Origin of the sequence: Photorhabdus sp. S10-54, from assembly GCF_963878145.1 — a bacterium.
Classification (GTDB): Bacteria; Pseudomonadota; Gammaproteobacteria; order Enterobacterales; family Enterobacteriaceae; genus Photorhabdus; species Photorhabdus kayaii.
In genome coordinates, this window is the sequence record NZ_CAWNXG010000043.1 from 1 (window position 1) to 15700 (window position 15700).

General features: G+C 40.9%; 15 protein-coding genes. 10 read left to right on the forward strand and 5 right to left on the reverse strand.

Annotation, left to right across the window (positions count from 1 at the left end; genetic code table 11):
- Nucleotides 1-149 precede the first annotated feature (149 nt).
- The 3 genes from AACQ83_RS18790 to AACQ83_RS18800 are packed head-to-tail and all read left to right on the forward strand — an operon-like array spanning nucleotide 150 to nucleotide 1869.
- Nucleotides 150-410 carry a hypothetical protein gene (locus AACQ83_RS18790; protein ID WP_192881045.1) on the forward strand — a complete coding sequence of 87 codons (261 nt, stop codon included), beginning with the start codon at nucleotides 150-152 and terminating at the stop codon, nucleotides 408-410.
- Nucleotides 401-634, forward strand: coding sequence for a hypothetical protein (locus AACQ83_RS18795; RefSeq protein WP_113048473.1), 234 nt, complete (start codon nucleotides 401-403; stop codon nucleotides 632-634). Before AACQ83_RS18790 ends, AACQ83_RS18795 begins: the two co-directional genes overlap by 10 nt.
- A gap of 23 nt (nucleotides 635-657) precedes the next feature.
- Nucleotides 658-1869, forward strand: a complete 1212-nt coding sequence (locus AACQ83_RS18800) for an MFS transporter (RefSeq protein ID WP_205068667.1) — start codon at nucleotides 658-660, stop codon at nucleotides 1867-1869.
- Between the two features lie 486 nt (nucleotides 1870-2355).
- Here the strand turns inward: AACQ83_RS18800 and AACQ83_RS18805 are convergent, their stop codons facing one another.
- Nucleotides 2356-3552 (reverse strand): hypothetical protein, encoded by a 1197-nt coding sequence (locus AACQ83_RS18805; protein ID WP_112879137.1) that lies wholly within the window; start codon nucleotides 3550-3552, stop codon nucleotides 2356-2358.
- Nucleotides 3553-4096: 544 nt separating this feature from the next.
- Here AACQ83_RS18805 and AACQ83_RS18810 point away from each other — a divergent pair.
- The gene (locus AACQ83_RS18810; RefSeq protein ID WP_112879138.1) at nucleotides 4097-4546 is read left to right on the forward strand and encodes a flavodoxin; all 450 of its coding nucleotides are present in this window, start codon (nucleotides 4097-4099) and stop codon (nucleotides 4544-4546) included.
- 57 nt (nucleotides 4547-4603) lie between these two features.
- Here AACQ83_RS18810 and AACQ83_RS18815 read toward each other — a convergent pair whose 3' ends face one another.
- The 4 genes from AACQ83_RS18815 to map form a co-directional block, all read right to left on the reverse strand.
- Nucleotides 4604-4990, reverse strand: coding sequence for a DUF3461 family protein (locus tag AACQ83_RS18815; RefSeq protein ID WP_011145044.1), 387 nt, complete (start codon nucleotides 4988-4990; stop codon nucleotides 4604-4606).
- Between the two features lie 214 nt (nucleotides 4991-5204).
- Nucleotides 5205-6029, reverse strand: coding sequence for a 2,3,4,5-tetrahydropyridine-2,6-dicarboxylate N-succinyltransferase (gene dapD, locus AACQ83_RS18820; protein ID WP_112879139.1), 825 nt, complete (start codon nucleotides 6027-6029; stop codon nucleotides 5205-5207).
- A 47-nt stretch (nucleotides 6030-6076) separates the two neighbouring features.
- A complete protein-coding gene (gene glnD, locus AACQ83_RS18825) occupies nucleotides 6077-8725 on the reverse strand; it encodes a bifunctional uridylyltransferase/uridylyl-removing protein GlnD (protein WP_112879140.1) in 2649 nt (882 codons plus the stop codon).
- A 135-nt stretch (nucleotides 8726-8860) separates the two neighbouring features.
- Complete coding sequence (gene map, locus AACQ83_RS18830) at nucleotides 8861-9658, reverse strand: type I methionyl aminopeptidase (protein ID WP_112879141.1); 798 nt, start codon at nucleotides 9656-9658, stop codon at nucleotides 8861-8863.
- Nucleotides 9659-10089: 431 nt separating this feature from the next.
- On the opposite strand from map, the gene rpsB reads away from it, so the two are divergent.
- The 6 genes from rpsB to ispU all read left to right on the forward strand — a co-directional run bounded on the left by rpsB (nucleotide 10090) and on the right by ispU (nucleotide 15699).
- Nucleotides 10090-10815 carry a 30S ribosomal protein S2 gene (gene rpsB / locus AACQ83_RS18835; protein ID WP_112879142.1) on the forward strand — a complete coding sequence of 242 codons (726 nt, stop codon included), beginning with the start codon at nucleotides 10090-10092 and terminating at the stop codon, nucleotides 10813-10815.
- 150 nt (nucleotides 10816-10965) lie between these two features.
- Nucleotides 10966-11823 (forward strand): translation elongation factor Ts, encoded by an 858-nt coding sequence (gene tsf, locus AACQ83_RS18840; RefSeq protein WP_112879143.1) that lies wholly within the window; start codon nucleotides 10966-10968, stop codon nucleotides 11821-11823.
- Between the two features lie 153 nt (nucleotides 11824-11976).
- Entirely contained in the window at nucleotides 11977-12705 is a 729-nt protein-coding gene (pyrH, locus tag AACQ83_RS18845; protein ID WP_112879144.1) for a UMP kinase, read from the forward strand.
- Nucleotides 12706-12823: 118 nt separating this feature from the next.
- A complete protein-coding gene (gene frr / locus AACQ83_RS18850; RefSeq protein ID WP_112879145.1) occupies nucleotides 12824-13381 on the forward strand; it encodes a ribosome recycling factor in 558 nt (185 codons plus the stop codon).
- A 142-nt stretch (nucleotides 13382-13523) separates the two neighbouring features.
- Nucleotides 13524-14720 carry a 1-deoxy-D-xylulose-5-phosphate reductoisomerase gene (gene ispC, locus AACQ83_RS18855; RefSeq protein ID WP_112879146.1) on the forward strand — a complete coding sequence of 399 codons (1197 nt, stop codon included), beginning with the start codon at nucleotides 13524-13526 and terminating at the stop codon, nucleotides 14718-14720.
- A 283-nt stretch (nucleotides 14721-15003) separates the two neighbouring features.
- Nucleotides 15004-15699, forward strand: coding sequence for a (2E,6E)-farnesyl-diphosphate-specific ditrans,polycis-undecaprenyl-diphosphate synthase (gene ispU, locus AACQ83_RS18860; protein WP_228900898.1), 696 nt, complete (start codon nucleotides 15004-15006; stop codon nucleotides 15697-15699).
- Nucleotide 15700: the final 1 nt, after the last annotated feature.

Genomic DNA, 15700 nt, shown 5'->3' on the forward strand with positions numbered 1-15700 from the left:
AATTTCGAGACAAAGTGTTCAAATTTTTCACTACAACGCTACCTGATATAGCGGACTCGCTGACGTCCAGAATTAACGACCATTTTCAGGTGCTAAAAACTGCATTTTGAAGTTTATTGGGTATATATGGATCTTTATTGGGAGAAGGAATGGGATTTACTTCCCAACGAAATGGTAGTATATACAATAATATTATCCCTTTCGAAGAATTACAAAATGTCCCTAATTCAAGCAGTGGTTCAAATAAAGATTTTGGGTTTCATGTAGAAGATGCCTTTCATCCAGCAAGAGCTGAATTCTTGGGACTTGTCTGTATGCGAAATGAAGAAAGAGCACCAACAACAATTTCTTGTATTGACGGTATTGAACTTACTGACAAGGAAAAAGAACTGCTTTTAACGTGGATGTAGTGATTTTAGGATGTACTCACTTTCCTAATATTAAAGATGAATTAAAGTATATTTTTAAAAATGTTAAGGAATGGGTGGATCCTGCCTATGATGCCGTTAACTCCCTTTATCAAGCGATTAACCAAATTAACTCTCAAAAGGGAATTCAGAAATTTTTATTCTTAACAGAACAAAGTAAGGCCGATAACTTTACTTATCCATATTCTTATAGTGGTTTTTTATAAAGATCTTCTAGGATAATTAATTCGTGATAAATCAAAATATTGAAAATTATAAATGGATAGTGTTATTTATAGCTACGATAACGCAGGCATGTGCGTGTTTTTTTGTTCAAGGGATAGGTTCTATCGCTCCACTATTGCAACAACAGATGTCGTTATCTGCATTCCAAATTGGGTTACTAGTATCGTCTGCTCAACTTGCACCATTAGTTGGTTTACTAATAGCTGGAGAATTACTTGATAGGTTTAATGAAAAGTACGTGGTAAGTATAGGTGTTTTTTTAGTTGGAATGACTCTATGTTTTACCCTATTTTTTGATAACTATTATGCGATTCTCATACTCTTATTTATTCTTGGGATTGGGTATAGCTCTGCGCAACCAGGTGGGGCCAAGTCTGTTTCTAATTGGTTTTCAAAAAGTCAGTTAGGTTTTGCTATGGGGATTAGACAAGCAGGATTACCTCTAGGAGGGGCTTTAGCAAGTTTAATCTTACCATTTTTGGCAATACGTTTTAATTGGCATTTCGCTTTCTTTGCCAGTGGATGCATTGCTATTTTTGGGGCTACACTTTTTTTTATATTTTATAAAGATAAAGATCCTAGAGCAAAGCAAATACGGCACATTAATATTATATCGACTATCCGAAATAAAATGTTAATGGTTAAAGAACCTGCTATGTTTAATATTATGTTGTCTGGGGCTTGTTTAACAGCCATTCAATATAGTGTGGTTATTTATCTAATTTCTTATTTTTATGAAGAGCTAAAAATTTCTCCATCTATAGGTGCAACTTTATTATTCTCAGCTCTTGTCTCTGGGGTTGTAGGAAGAATAGCCTTAGCTGCCTGGAGTGACAGAACAAAAACAAATAGATATTTTCAAGTATTATGTTGCTTATTTTTCTCTTTAATTGGAATCACTATTTTATTTTTTATTAAAACTGATAGTTATTATTTTTTATTCCCATTAATGATCTTACTTGGTTTCTTTGGAGTAGGTTGGTATGGCCCTTGGGTAGCTTATATAGCAGACACAGCCCCTAAGGATAGGATGGGATTTGCTTTAGGTTTGGCTATGACTGCTAATCAAGTATCTGTGATTGTTATTGCGCCATTAGTAGGGATATTAAGAGATATTACAGGTAGTTATAACTTAAGTTGGATATTACTGATACTTTTTACTTTCTTTGCTTTACTAAGTACTTACTTTAGAAATAAAAAGGTATTAGCAAGCTAATGTAGGGTATGATTATTGTACCTTTACTGCTTATCATCAATGGTTGTATAAAAAGCACTTTAGGGTGCTTTTTATCCTTCATAATTACCAAACTAATCATTTGTAATAGCGTATCTTTCAATTGTGTGGTATCTATATCATCCTCATCACTTGGCATAAAATAAATATTTTCTGTAAGTATATACCCTATGGATTTCAAGATGGATCGCGACGGCAAGGGAGCGAATCCCCGGGAGCATAGATAACTATGTGACCGGGGTGAGTGAGTGCAGCCAACAAAGAGGCAACTTGAAAGATGACGGGTATATAAGTATTTGAATTTTTTAGATGATATAATTGAAGAATATGAATGTTTCTTCTATTGAGAAAAGGAAATTTGGCTGTATTATTAGTCAGTGCGGTTGATTTTTGTTCGTGTGAAATGCCCGTCATTATTATGTTTCTTCATTGCGCAATAAATTTTTTAATATAATAATTACGCTGGCTTTATTGCTTTTTAGAGTCAACGGCAAAGCGAAAAATAGGCGAGATAATTATTGAAGAAATTAGTAATATTGTAAATCCAGCAATGATTTCTTCAACGCCAACATCTAAATAAATAGTATAAAAAAGAATGATCATAGTAATAAAGACATAAATCCCTGATTGCATACCCAAAGTATAAAGAGAGTTTTTTGAATATAATCCCAAATAAGAGAAAAAAATAGGTTGCATAATGCTATTAGCTAAAAATACCATAATTGTGAATAGCAAATAGAGTATGCCAGAATTTGTTATAATGCTAAGTAAGCAGAATCCGAGAGAGAATAATTGCATGATATTACCTATCATGATTATTTTGGTTAAAAGTGCAGATTTAATGATTTTCATGATCCCAATTGCACAGGGGAACCATATAATCAGTAATATGATATACATTTGAATTATATCAATATGTTCAAAATATTTTGTTCGCATTGCTGGCATAATCATTAAGGATAGGAAAAAGCAAACATTGATGATAACTAAACTGGAAAAGGCAAAGAAAACAACTAATTTATTGGTTGTTTCTACAGGATATTTAATATTGTGTTTTTGTTTTTTTAAGTTATTGCTTTTTAAATTGTTATTTTTTAAATTATGGCTTTTAAAGTCAGTGAAATAAATAATTGAAGCAATAGAGTAAATAAAAGCAGAAAAAAAGTCTGCTGATGTACGGGAATTTAAACCTAAAAGAGAGAAAATAACAGGAATTAAAAATGGTAGACTTAATAACGCCAAGCTTAAAATAGAAAAATTACTATTCGTTTTCTTTTCATTTCCTGTAGTTATAAGAATATTTCTTCCCATTATGACAATAAATCCACTTATTACTCCCCATAATATTCTATGCAGAGCATCCAGCCAAACTGGAATAAGTATTATTTCTTTTGCAAAGAGAATGCAGTTTATCGTTGCTATTAATAAGAAGAAGCCAAAAATATGTTTTTCAAACAAAGCAATATTCATTTTTCGAATAAAAAAAGATATGGTCATACATCCCAGAGATAACCCCAATAAATAGGAAAAAACAGGAATATAAGCGTTTAAAATCATGCCTCCGTTTTTAAGCACGGTATCTACCCAAATCATTAGACCCGATGAGCCGGTAATATTTGCGGCACTTAATAGTATACTCAGCACAACAGCTCTATTGTTAAACATGGTGAGGGTTTTCCTTTATTTAGTGCTTATTTGTGCCATTCTATTAATCTCATTATGCTATTGTTGATCTTGAAGAAAAGGATATATACCCGTCATCTTTCAAGCTGCCTCTTTGTTGGCTGCACTCACTCACCCCGGTCACATAGTTATCTATGCTCCCGGGGATTCATTCCCTTGCCGTCGCGATGCAACTTGAAATCCATAGGGTATAGTCATTTTTCATATTAATATCAATATTATCAACTAAAGTTGTTTAAAAAAGTGATTTTAACACTGAATTATTATTGATTAAATAACTTGATTTAAGACGACGTCACTTCTGTTACTTTATCTTGGTTGTTATAGAAAACGATGCTGTTGATGATTATTTGTTACCGTTTTAGGATACTGTTTACATGACAGAGTCAACTTGATAGTGGCAATATTTGATTTGACGCGACGACTTAGCTGGTAAGGTAATTATCCCTGATTTGGGAAGGGTTGAGTTTTCTGCTGTTGCCAGCGAGGATAACTAATAATTCCTTTAAAAAGAGATAAATAGGTTATGGCAAAGATAGGTATTTTTGTTGGTACTGTTTATGGTAACGCGCTCGCTGTTGCAGAAGAAGCACAGCAGATCTTTGAACAACAAGGTCACGATGTAGAAGTCTTTGAAGAGGGGGAGCTGGAACAGTGGCAATCCTATCTCGATCAAATGGTTTTAGTTATCACTTCAACGACTGGACAAGGGGATTTGCCCGATAATATTCAACCTCTTTATTATGCCTTGCGAGATGAACTGGGTTATCAGCCAGAATTACGCTATGGTGTGATCGCCTTGGGTGATAGCAGTTACGAGAATTTTTGTGGTGGTGGCCGCACTTTTGATGAATTACTACAAGAACAAGGATCAATAAGAATCGGTGAAGTTTTGATGGTGGATGCAGTGGAAGAAGCTGAACCGGAAGTTTTTGCTCAGCCTTGGATCAGGCAATGGGGAGAATTAATTGAATAATTACAATACACCGCTTATATCGAATAGGATATAGGCGGTGTAATTAATAGAACCGTTTTATTTGCGGGTTAATTTTTCCAGATCGGCTTCAATCTCGGCAATCTTGTTGGCAACAACGTGTTCAAGATGACGCAGGTCATCAAGGATTTTGTGTTTCAAATCGATTTCTACTTGGTCACGTTTGCAAATCTGATCCAACTCTTCAATCACATAACGCAGGTTGGTATTGATTTCGTTGATCTCTTTGTATCCTTGCTCTGCATTGTTTGCAGTCACAGTCTTGCGCTGACGCGGATATTTGAATTTCACGCTTTTAGCAAAGAATTCACCTTTATCTTTACGAAAATAGATTTTCAGAATATCGTTGTTAGCTTCTTGACGCAGACTATAGCGGTCAATTTCTTCGGGATATGTGATCCCCAGACTCTTTAAGTTATCGTACATGGCACCACCTTAAGGGTATTTTTCCCAGTAGGTTATTCTATGCGTCATTTTGAATCCGGATCGTCTCCGAATACCTTACGGACTCTGTGTACGTTTCGGAGCGTGCATGTTGTCCGTATTCAAACTGCCTATATTAATAACACTAACTGAGGTTGGTAATGATGATAAAAAGCAAAAAAATAGCGGACTTATTTATTATCCGCTATTTTAAAGTTTAATCTATCGATCTGAGGAGTTCATTAATGCCCACTTTTCCTCGTGTTTTGGCATCCACTTTTTTGACAATGACAGCACAATACAGGCTGTAACTACCATCTTTTGATGGGAGGTTGCCAGAGACAACAACAGAACCCGCAGGGACACGACCATAATGAATTTCTCCTGTTTCACGATCATAGATTTTGGTGCTTTGACCAATATAGACCCCCATTGAAATCACTGAGCCCTCTTCGACAATCACACCTTCTACAATTTCAGAACGGGCGCCAATAAAGCAGTTGTCTTCAATGATGGTTGGGGTCGCTTGTAATGGTTCCAATACACCACCGATACCGACACCGCCGGATAAATGGACATTTTTACCAATTTGGGCACAGGAGCCGACTGTTGTCCAGGTATCTACCATTGTTCCCTCATCGACATAAGCGCCGATGTTGACATAGGAAGGCATCAGTACGCAGTTACGGGCAATAAAGGCCCCTTGACGTGCTGCCGCAGGAGGCACTACACGAAAGCCCTCTTTTTCAAATCTTGCCTGATCATAGTTAGAGAATTTCATCGGAACTTTATCGAAATAACGGCTTTCTGTGCCATCAATGATCTGATTTTCATTAATACGGAAAGAGAGCAGTACAGCCATTTTTAGCCATTGATGAGTGACCCACTGACCGTCAATTTTCTCTGCAACGCGCAGTTTTCCACTATCCAGCAGGTTGATGACTTGAGTAACTGCATCACGTGTTTCATGGTTGACGGTTGCTGGAGTAAGCGTTGCACGGTTTTCAAAAGCATTTTCGATAATGGATTGTAATTGCTGCATTGCATCGGGTTCCTTGGTTATCGTCCGAATCATGGGCTTATATTGAGTTATATTTTATCCTTTGGATTTAGGGTTGCTGTCAACCTTTCTGACAATTCTTCTCTGACTTTTTTATTTAATGCCTTGTGGTCTTTATCTGCCAGCACAAAAAAATCTTCGACACGTTCACCGATGGTGGTGATGTGTGCACCATGCAGTGAAACCTCCATTTCGGCGAAAATATTACCGACCCTTGCCAGCAATCCCGGTTGATCCAGGGCAAATAGTTCCATATAGGTTCGTCGTTCGTTATGGGTAGGTAAGAAGGTTACTTTTGTTGGTACGTTGAAGTGACGCAGTTTGGTTGGCAATTTTCGTGTTTTCGGTGTTTTGGTATGGGGAGCCAGAACAACTTGTAAAAGTGCGTTACGTATTATTTCATGGCGATCCGATGCTAAAGGATGACCATTGGGTTCCAGTACCACGAAAGTGTCCATTGTCATACCATCACGATTGGTAAAGATCTGAGCATTATGAACGCTCAGGTTACGTCTATCCAGTTCGCCGACAACCGCCGCAAACAGGGAAGGACGATCTACGCTCCAGATAAAAATTTCTGTACCGCCACGGGTTGGCTTGGTACTTATCAGTATTAGTGACTCTTGAGAATCATGTTGCACTAAATGACGGGCGTGCCAGGCAAGTTGTTTTGGCGTATGGCGAAGAAAATAATCTGCATGACAACGACTCCAAAGCTGATGAAGTTTCTGTTCGTTAATATTATCCTGGCGCAACAGAGCAAGTGCCTGGAAACGGTTATGACGGATGCGTTCCCGAAAATCTGGCGTATTTCCCTGGCGCAATTGATTCTCTGTAGAGAAATAGAGTTCCCGTAACAAGCTCTGCTTCCAACTATTCCATAGGTTGACATTGGTGGCGCAGATATCAGCGACTGTCAGGCATATCAGGTAGCGTAACCGGGTTTCATTGAGGATTTGATGGGTAAATTGCTTGATGATTTCTGGGTCCTGAATATCTCGCCTTTGAGCTGTGACTGACATTAACAGATGATGACGAACCAGCCAGGCTACCAAATCAGCTTCTCGTGAGTTAAGCCCATGTTGCAGTGAAAACGCTAGCGCATCGTCAGCGCCAAGTTCAGAATGGTCGCCGGTACGCCCTTTGGCGATATCATGAAATAGTGCAGCAAGATGTAGAAGCTCTGGTTGAGGCAGACGAGGGTATAGCTCAACACAGAGTGGATGGGCTGGACGATTATTCTCATCGGCAAAACTTTCCAGTTTTCTCAGTACGCGGATGGTATGTTCATCGACGGTATAGGCGTGAAACAGATCAAACTGCATCTGACCGACGATATTGCCCCAAAGCGGTGTGTAAGCGCCAAGGACACTGTGACGATGCATGGGCACAAATGCGCTTTCAACCGCCCTTGGGTGACGTAGGATATCCATAAAGATTTGGCGAGCTTCCGGTAATTCACACAATGGCTGAGACAGGTTGCGGCGTGCATAACGGAGGTGGCGTAACGTAGTAGAATAAATACCTTGAACTTCTTCATGTTCCGCCATGCGATAAAACATTCGCATAATAGCGGCGGGTTCTTTGATAAACAGGGTTTCATCGATGAGATCAATAAGTTGCCCCCGTAGTTGGAATTCACTATCCAACGAGCGGGACTTTTCATGGGTTTCCAATGCCAGAATGGCTTCATCAAACAGTTGCAGTAGCATATTGTTGAGTTCGCTAACGCGGCGTGTCATCCGGTAGAAATCTTTCATCATTCGTTCTACCGGTTGATTACGCTCTCCGTGATAGCCTAGTAATTGAGCAATACTGAACTGGCGATCAAATAATAGACGATTATCATAACGATTGACTATCAGATGAAGAGCAAAGCGGATACGCCAGAGGAAACTTTGGCATTCATTTAATTCATTACGTTCTTCTGCTGTCAGGAAACCAAAGTCGACCATTTCATCTATGGAGGTTGCACCAAAATGGCGGCGGGCAACCCACAGTAGGGTATGAATGTCTCGCAATCCTCCGGGGCTGCTTTTGATATCAGGTTCCAGGTTATAACTGGTGCTGTGATAGCGCTGATGGCGTTCGTGTTGTTCGACAATTTTGGCATCAAAGAATTCAGTGGAAGGCCAAAAACCATCACTGAAGGTATGTCGCTGTAATCGAAGAAAAATGGATGGATCGCCACAAATTAACCGTGATTCGATTAAATTCGTCGCAATAGTCAGATCTGATAACCCTTCCAGCAAACACTCTTCAAGTGTGCGGACACTGTGGCCGACTTCCAGTCGGATATCCCATAGTAAAGTGATAAATTGTCCGACATTCTGAGCTTGAGGCGGTGTGAGTGGTTGTTCACTGAGTATCAGCACGTCGATATCAGATAGCGGATGCAGTTCTCGCCGGCCATATCCGCCGACGGCAATCAATGAAAGTGATGAAATTTTATCAAATCCATAGGCATACCACAATTGTTGTAACAACTGGTCTATGTAATCACTGCGTGCAGAAATCAAGGCTTCTGCGGAAATACCCGCTTTAAATGCATGTTCCAGCCAAAGCTGAAATTCTTCGAGGTGCTGTTTCAACACAGGGTAGCGAAGATCTTCACTGGAAAAATCAGCGGGAGAAAGTGGCGGGATAGGGGCTTGAATTGTGGCGATATCTGCTGACATAAGTATAAACCTATGAGAAAGGCGAATCATAACGGCCAGATTACTGAGAAAGTAGGGGGCTAAACAAGGGATATTGCAGAGAAGAGACAGAAGCCTTGTATGATTTCAACAAGGCTTCGTAGTTTGCTATTTTAATTATTCATTTACCAAGACTGCGGAAAGGGTTGGCTCTTCTTCTTTACGCAATGTCATGATTTCGCAGCCGTTATCAGTAACAACGATGGTATGTTCATACTGAGCGGACAGGCTGCGGTCCTTCGTTTTGACTGTCCAGCCATCTTTCATGGTACGGATGCGATAGTCACCGGTGTTAACCATTGGTTCGATAGTGAAAGCCATACCTTTTTGCAGTACAACACCACCATCATCGGCGTCATAGTGCAGTACTTGTGGTTCCTCATGGAAACCTTCGCCGATGCCGTGACCGCAATATTCACGGACCACAGAAAAATCGTTGGCTTCAACAAATTGTTGGATAGCTCTACCAAGAGTGCGCAGGCGAATACCGGGTTTCACCATTTTCAAGGCTAGATAGAGGCTTTCCTGAGTGATGCGGCACAGGCGCTCACCCTGAATGGTTGGTTTACCAACTATGAACATTTTTGATGTATCACCGTGGAAGCCCTCTTTGATGACAGTCACATCGATATTAACAATATCGCCATCTTTCAAGGTTTTATCATCACTTGGGATACCATGACACACGACGTCATTAACAGAGATACAAACAGATTTTGGGAAACCGTGATAGCCAAGGCAGGCAGAGACAGCCTGTTGTTTATTGGTAATGTGATCGTGACAGATACGATCTAATTCACCTGTTGTTACACCGGGTTTGACGTAAGGTTCAATAATTTCCAACACTTCTGCCGCCAGTCGACCAGCGATGCGCATTTTTTCAATATCTTTAGAGGTTTTAATTGAGATTGCCATGAAACTTGTCCATTCAAAGCCAGCGAATCTGCTGGTTGTCTGTTTTTCAACAAGGAAAAAATTATTGAACTAATGGTATCAGCCTACAGAATATCTGCCAATAACAGTTGGCAGCCCTATTTCCCTCGTTACCTTTATTTACTCATCAAGAATACCGTTCGTAATCGGGCTTTTCTTTCCACATTGAGCTATCAGAGAATGGCAACAAAAGTTGGTGTCTTAGGCTTGTTTATGATATAAAGCGCACCGGCGTTCTGTGTATTTGCCACTGAGGCAAAACAGGGTGGCGTTAAACATACTCACTGTGTAAATAACACACACGGGTCGGCACATACACCGGGGTGCTCTCATGCAGAACATGCAGCTAAAGAGTCGGTGTTATGGGACTCGTGGAGGCATAACCCCAACTTAATATTTTACAGAGGTTTACAATGGCAACTGTTTCCATGCGCGATATGCTGCAAGCGGGCGTTCACTTCGGTCACCAGACTCGTTACTGGAACCCAAAAATGAAACCATTCATCTTTGGTGCTCGTAACAAAGTGCATATCATCAATCTGGAAAAAACTGTTCCAATGTTCAACGATGCGTTAGCTGAACTGAACAAAATTGCTTCACGCAAAGGCAAAATTCTGTTTGTTGGTACTAAGCGTGCTGCGAGCGAAGCGGTTAAAGAAGCAGCTCAGAACTGTGATCAATACTTCGTTAATCACCGTTGGTTAGGCGGTATGTTGACTAACTGGAAAACCGTTCGTCAATCCATCAAACGTTTGAAAGATTTAGAAGCACAGTCTCAGGACGGTACTTTTGACAAACTGACCAAGAAAGAAGCGTTAATTCGTTCTCGTGAACTTGGTAAGTTAGAAAATAGTCTGGGCGGTATCAAAGATATGGGCGGCTTACCTGATGCTCTGTTTGTTATCGATGCTGAACATGAACACATTGCTATCAAAGAAGCAAACAACCTGGGTATCCCAGTATTCGCTGTTGTTGATACTAACTCTGATCCAGATGGTGTTGATTTCATCATCCCTGGTAATGATGATGCAATCCGTGCAGTAAAACTGTATCTAGGTGCTGTTGCTACTGCTGTTCGTGAAGGTCGTTCTCAAGATCTGGCTGTTCAGGCAGAAGAAAGCTTTGTAGAAGCTGAATAATAAGGCAAGCTCATTATTGAGCCCTTATTAACCAGGTATTGAAATATATTGGTTAGGGGGGCCTGTTATGGCCCCCTTTTACGTATCTGATATAAGAACTATCCATGCGGAATACTCTCTTCCTGCGGGATACATCGAGGAATAAAACAAATGTCTGGAATTACCGCTGCTTTGGTAAAAGAACTGCGTGAGCGTACTGGCGCAGGTATGATGGAATGTAAAAAAGCGCTGGTTGAAGCTAATGGCGATATCGAATTAGCGATTGACAACATGCGTAAATCAGGTCAAGCGAAAGCGGCTAAGAAAGCTGGCCGTGTTGCTGCTGAAGGTATCATCCTGGCGGAAGTGGCTGCTGATAGCAAATTCGGCGCTCTGGTTGAGCTGAACTGTGAAACTGATTTTGTTGCCAAAGATGCAGGTTTCATCGCTTTCGGTAAAGAAGTTATGGCAACAGTATTGGCTGATAAAATCTCTGATATTGAAACTCTGAAAGCTAAGTTTGAAGAACAACGTACTGCACTGGTTGCTAAAATCGGTGAAAACATTAACATTCGTCGCGTTTCTGTATTAGAAGGTGAACAACTGGGTACTTACCTGCATGGTGCTCGTATCGGTGTTCTGGTTGCGGCTGAAGGCGCTGGCGCTAATGAAGAGCTGATTAAGCATGTTGCTATGCATATCGCTGCGAGCAAGCCAGAATATGTTAACCCAAGTGATGTACCAGCTGATGTTGTTGATCGTGAGCACCAAATCCAACTGGATATCGCAATGCAGTCTGGTAAGCCACGCGAAATCGCAGAGAAAATGGTTTCTGGCCGTATGAATAAATTCACCGGTGAGATTTCTCTGACAGGTCAGAATTTCGTGATGGATCCAAGCAAAACAGTTGGCGATCTGTTGAAAGAAAACACTGCTACAGTGACTAGCTTCATCCGTTATGAAGTGGGTGAAGGTATTGAGAAAGTTGAGGCTGATTTCGCAGCAGAAGTTGCTGCAATGAGTAAATAGTCTTAATTTTTACAAACAGGGCCGCCAAATGGCGGTTCTGTTTTATCTAATCTAAATCGCCTATCCCAGTAGGTGTTGAGTTTTTGCATCTGGTCAGAATGGCTCGGATGTATGTAAATCCCCAATATACTTTTCTGCTTAGGACAGAACATCATGGCAACCAATGCAAAACCCGTATACCAGCGTATCCTGCTTAAACTCAGTGGAGAAGCCCTGCAAGGTGCAGAAGGTTTTGGTATAGATGCCAGCGTGTTAGATCGCATGGCTCAGGAGGTCAAAGAACTGGTTGAGTTAGGCGTACAAGTCGGTGTCGTCATTGGCGGTGGTAATCTGTTTCGTGGTGCTGGCTTGGCAGAAGCAGGGATGAACCGTGTAGTCGGCGACCACATGGGCATGTTGGCAACAGTGATGAATGGTCTGGCAATGCGGGACGCATTACATCGCGCCTATGTGAACGCCCGTCTAATGTCTGCAATTCCTTTAAATGGCGTTTGCGATAACTATAGTTGGGCAGAAGCGATTAGTTTATTACGTCATGGCCGTGTTGTTATTTTCTCTGCGGGTACCGGCAATCCGTTCTTTACTACAGATTCGGCAGCGTGTTTGCGTGGTATTGAGATTGAAGCAGATGTTGTGCTAAAAGCAACTAAAGTAGATGGTGTTTACTCGGCTGATCCGGCTAAAGATTCGGAAGCGGTATTGTTCGATAAGCTCTCTTACCAGCAGGTATTAGAGCGTGAATTGAAAGTTATGGATTTGGCGGCATTCACGCTGGCTCGTGATCACAGCTTACCTATTCGCGTATTTAACATGAATAAGCCGGGAGCGTTGCGTCGTGTGGTAATGGGGGAAAATGAAGGCACCCTGATTTCTCACGAGTAATGTTCAAAGACACCAGAGATGTTTAGCGGTATGATGAGTCGCCTGATACGCCAAATTTAACAAACATGGTCATAATAGCTTATGGCTTTAAAACAACCAGTTCCCAAGGGTTTGTAACGTGATTAATGAAATCAAAAAAGACGCACAAGACCGTATGGAAAAGAGCGTCGAAGCACTTAAAAACCAAATCAGCAAGGTTCGTACTGGCCGGGCTTCTCCTAGTCTGCTGGATGGTATCACTGTTGAGTATTATGGTACACCAACGCCTTTGCGTCAGCTTGCTAACGTCGTCGCTGAGGATGCACGTACCCTAGCTATCACGGTATTTGATCGTACTATGACGCCGGCGATTGAAAAGGCAATCATGGCTTCTGATTTAGGGCTGAATCCATCTTCTGCGGGAACAACAATCCGTGTTCCTTTGCCACCATTGACAGAAGAGCGCCGTAAGGATCTGATTAAGGTGGTTCGTGGCGAAGCTGAGCAGGGGCGTGTCTCTGTGCGTAATATTCGTCGTGACGCTAACGACAAAATCAAAGCACTGCTGAAAGACAAAGAGATCAGTGAAGATGATGAGCGTCGTGCGCAGGATGATATTCAAAAGCTGACGGATAATTTCATCAAAAAAGTTGATGAAGCTTTAACGAAGAAAGAAGAAGAACTGATGGAGTTCTAATCTCTTTTATGAGATACATCAAGCGCTGCTATCGTGCGGCGCTATTTTTTATTCGGCATTTCTCTGAAGTCATGAGCGTTCATAGCCAGGCAAATCAGACAAGTATCAATACACATCAAATAAAACAATTCAGAGCATCAGTATGAAAAGGTTGACCATCCTTGGTTCCACAGGTTCCGTAGGCAAAAGTACACTTACTGTAGTTCGCAATAATCCTGATAAATTCAAAGTAACAGCGCTTGCCGCTGGAAAAAATATCCAGGTTATGGCTGAGCAATGTCTGGAGTTTCGGCCTCAATATGCTGCAATGGCGGATGAAGTTTCCGCAAAAGAGTTGCGTCAGCTGCTTATTGAACAAGGTTGTAAAACCGAGGTATTTTTCGGGGAACAGGCTGCGTGTGATTTGGCTGCTTTGAATGATGTTGATCAGGTTATGTCTGGGATTGTTGGTGTGGCTGGTTTATTGCCAACGCTGGCTGCCATCCGGGCGGGTAAACAGATTTTACTTGCTAATAAAGAGTCGCTGATCACCAGCGGTCGGTTTTTTATGGATGCTGTAGCGAAACATAATGCTCAATTATTACCCATTGATAGTGAGCATAATGCTATTTTTCAGAGCTTACCAGAGGTAATACAACGAAACCTTGGGCGCGGAGATCTAAAACAATATGGAATTGCTAATATCATTCTGACAGGATCTGGCGGGCCTTTTCGTCATACCCCTTTGGAGCAATTAGCTTTTGTAACACCGGACCAGGCTTGTGCTCATCCGAATTGGTCGATGGGGCGTAAGATTTCGGTAGATTCTGCGACAATGATGAATAAGGGCCTGGAATATATTGAGGCGTGTTGTCTGTTCAATGCATCTGCTGCGGAAATGGAAGTGGTAGTCCATCCTCAGTCAGTCATTCACTCTATGGTCCGTTATCAGGATGGTAGCGTTATTGCTCAATTAGGAACACCGGATATGTGTACACCAATTGCCTATGCAATGGCATACCCAAATCGTATTGCTTCTGGTGTTGAACCTCTTGATTTTTATTCTTTAGGTACACTGACGTTCTCGAAACCGGATTATGAACGGTATCCATGTTTGAAACTGGCTATTGAAGCTTGCCACGCAGGTCAGGCTGCAACGACGGCGTTGAATGCAGCGAATGAAGAAATCGTTAAGATTTTTTTACAAAATGGAATCTCTTTCACAGATATTGCAATTATAAACCGGCAGGTTGTAGAAAAACTAAATTTGCCGGAACCTCAGAGCATTGAGGAAGTCTTACAGATTGATAATCTCGCAAGAGATTTAGCTATAAAGACTATTCGTTCATTTATCAGATAGTCTTTGATTGGCAAATGGGTATTTGTCCGCATTTTTACCTGATGGTATAGTTTGCGTATAACTGTTGGTTGATATAATTAACGGTTCAGATTTTGGAAGTTCTCTTCCAGATAATTAGGCTTTTACCCAAGCTGTGGATACCAGACACGGCTTTTTTATGTTTGGATGCCTGAACTTGTAAGAGAATTACCCTGACCAGCAAAGGATTAATTGAGTGATATTATCCAGCGATCATCATCAGAACGATTTATTGTCATTATTACCTAAGCATGTTGCTATTATTATGGATGGTAACGGCCGTTGGGCAAAGAAACGAGGGAAATTAAGAGCCTTTGGTCATCGTGCAGGGATTAAAGCGGTACGTAGTGCGGTGAGTTTCTCGGCTAAACATAAAATTGAGTCACTGACGTTGTATGCTTTCAGTAGTGAAAACTGGAATCGGCCGGAACAAGAAGTCAGCTCTTTAATGGAATTATTTATTTTTGCACTAGATAGCGAAATCAAAAGCTTACATAAGCATAATATTAGATTATCTGTTATTGGTGATATCAGCCGGTTCAGCGAGCGTTTACAGGATCGAATCCATCGCTCAGTTAAGTTGACCGCTAATAATACGGGTCTGCAACTTAATATTGCTGCAAATTATGGTGGTCGTTGGGATATTGTTCAAAGTGTTCAGAAAATTGCTCAGCAGATTAAGGATAATTCCCTTGAGCCACAGGATATTACTGAAGAATTAGTTAATAATTATATGAATCTAAGCCAGCAGCCTCAGGTTGATTTGGTCATCAGAACCGGAGGTGAACATCGTATCAGTAATTTTTTGTTATGGCAGATAGCTTATGCAGAATTCTATTTTACCGATATACTCTGGCCTGATTTTGATGAAAACGTTTTTGAAGGTGCAATTAATGCCTTTGCCAAAAGAGAACGCCGGTTTGGCGGAACAATACCAGACGATGCCGATGTGGGATCATAGG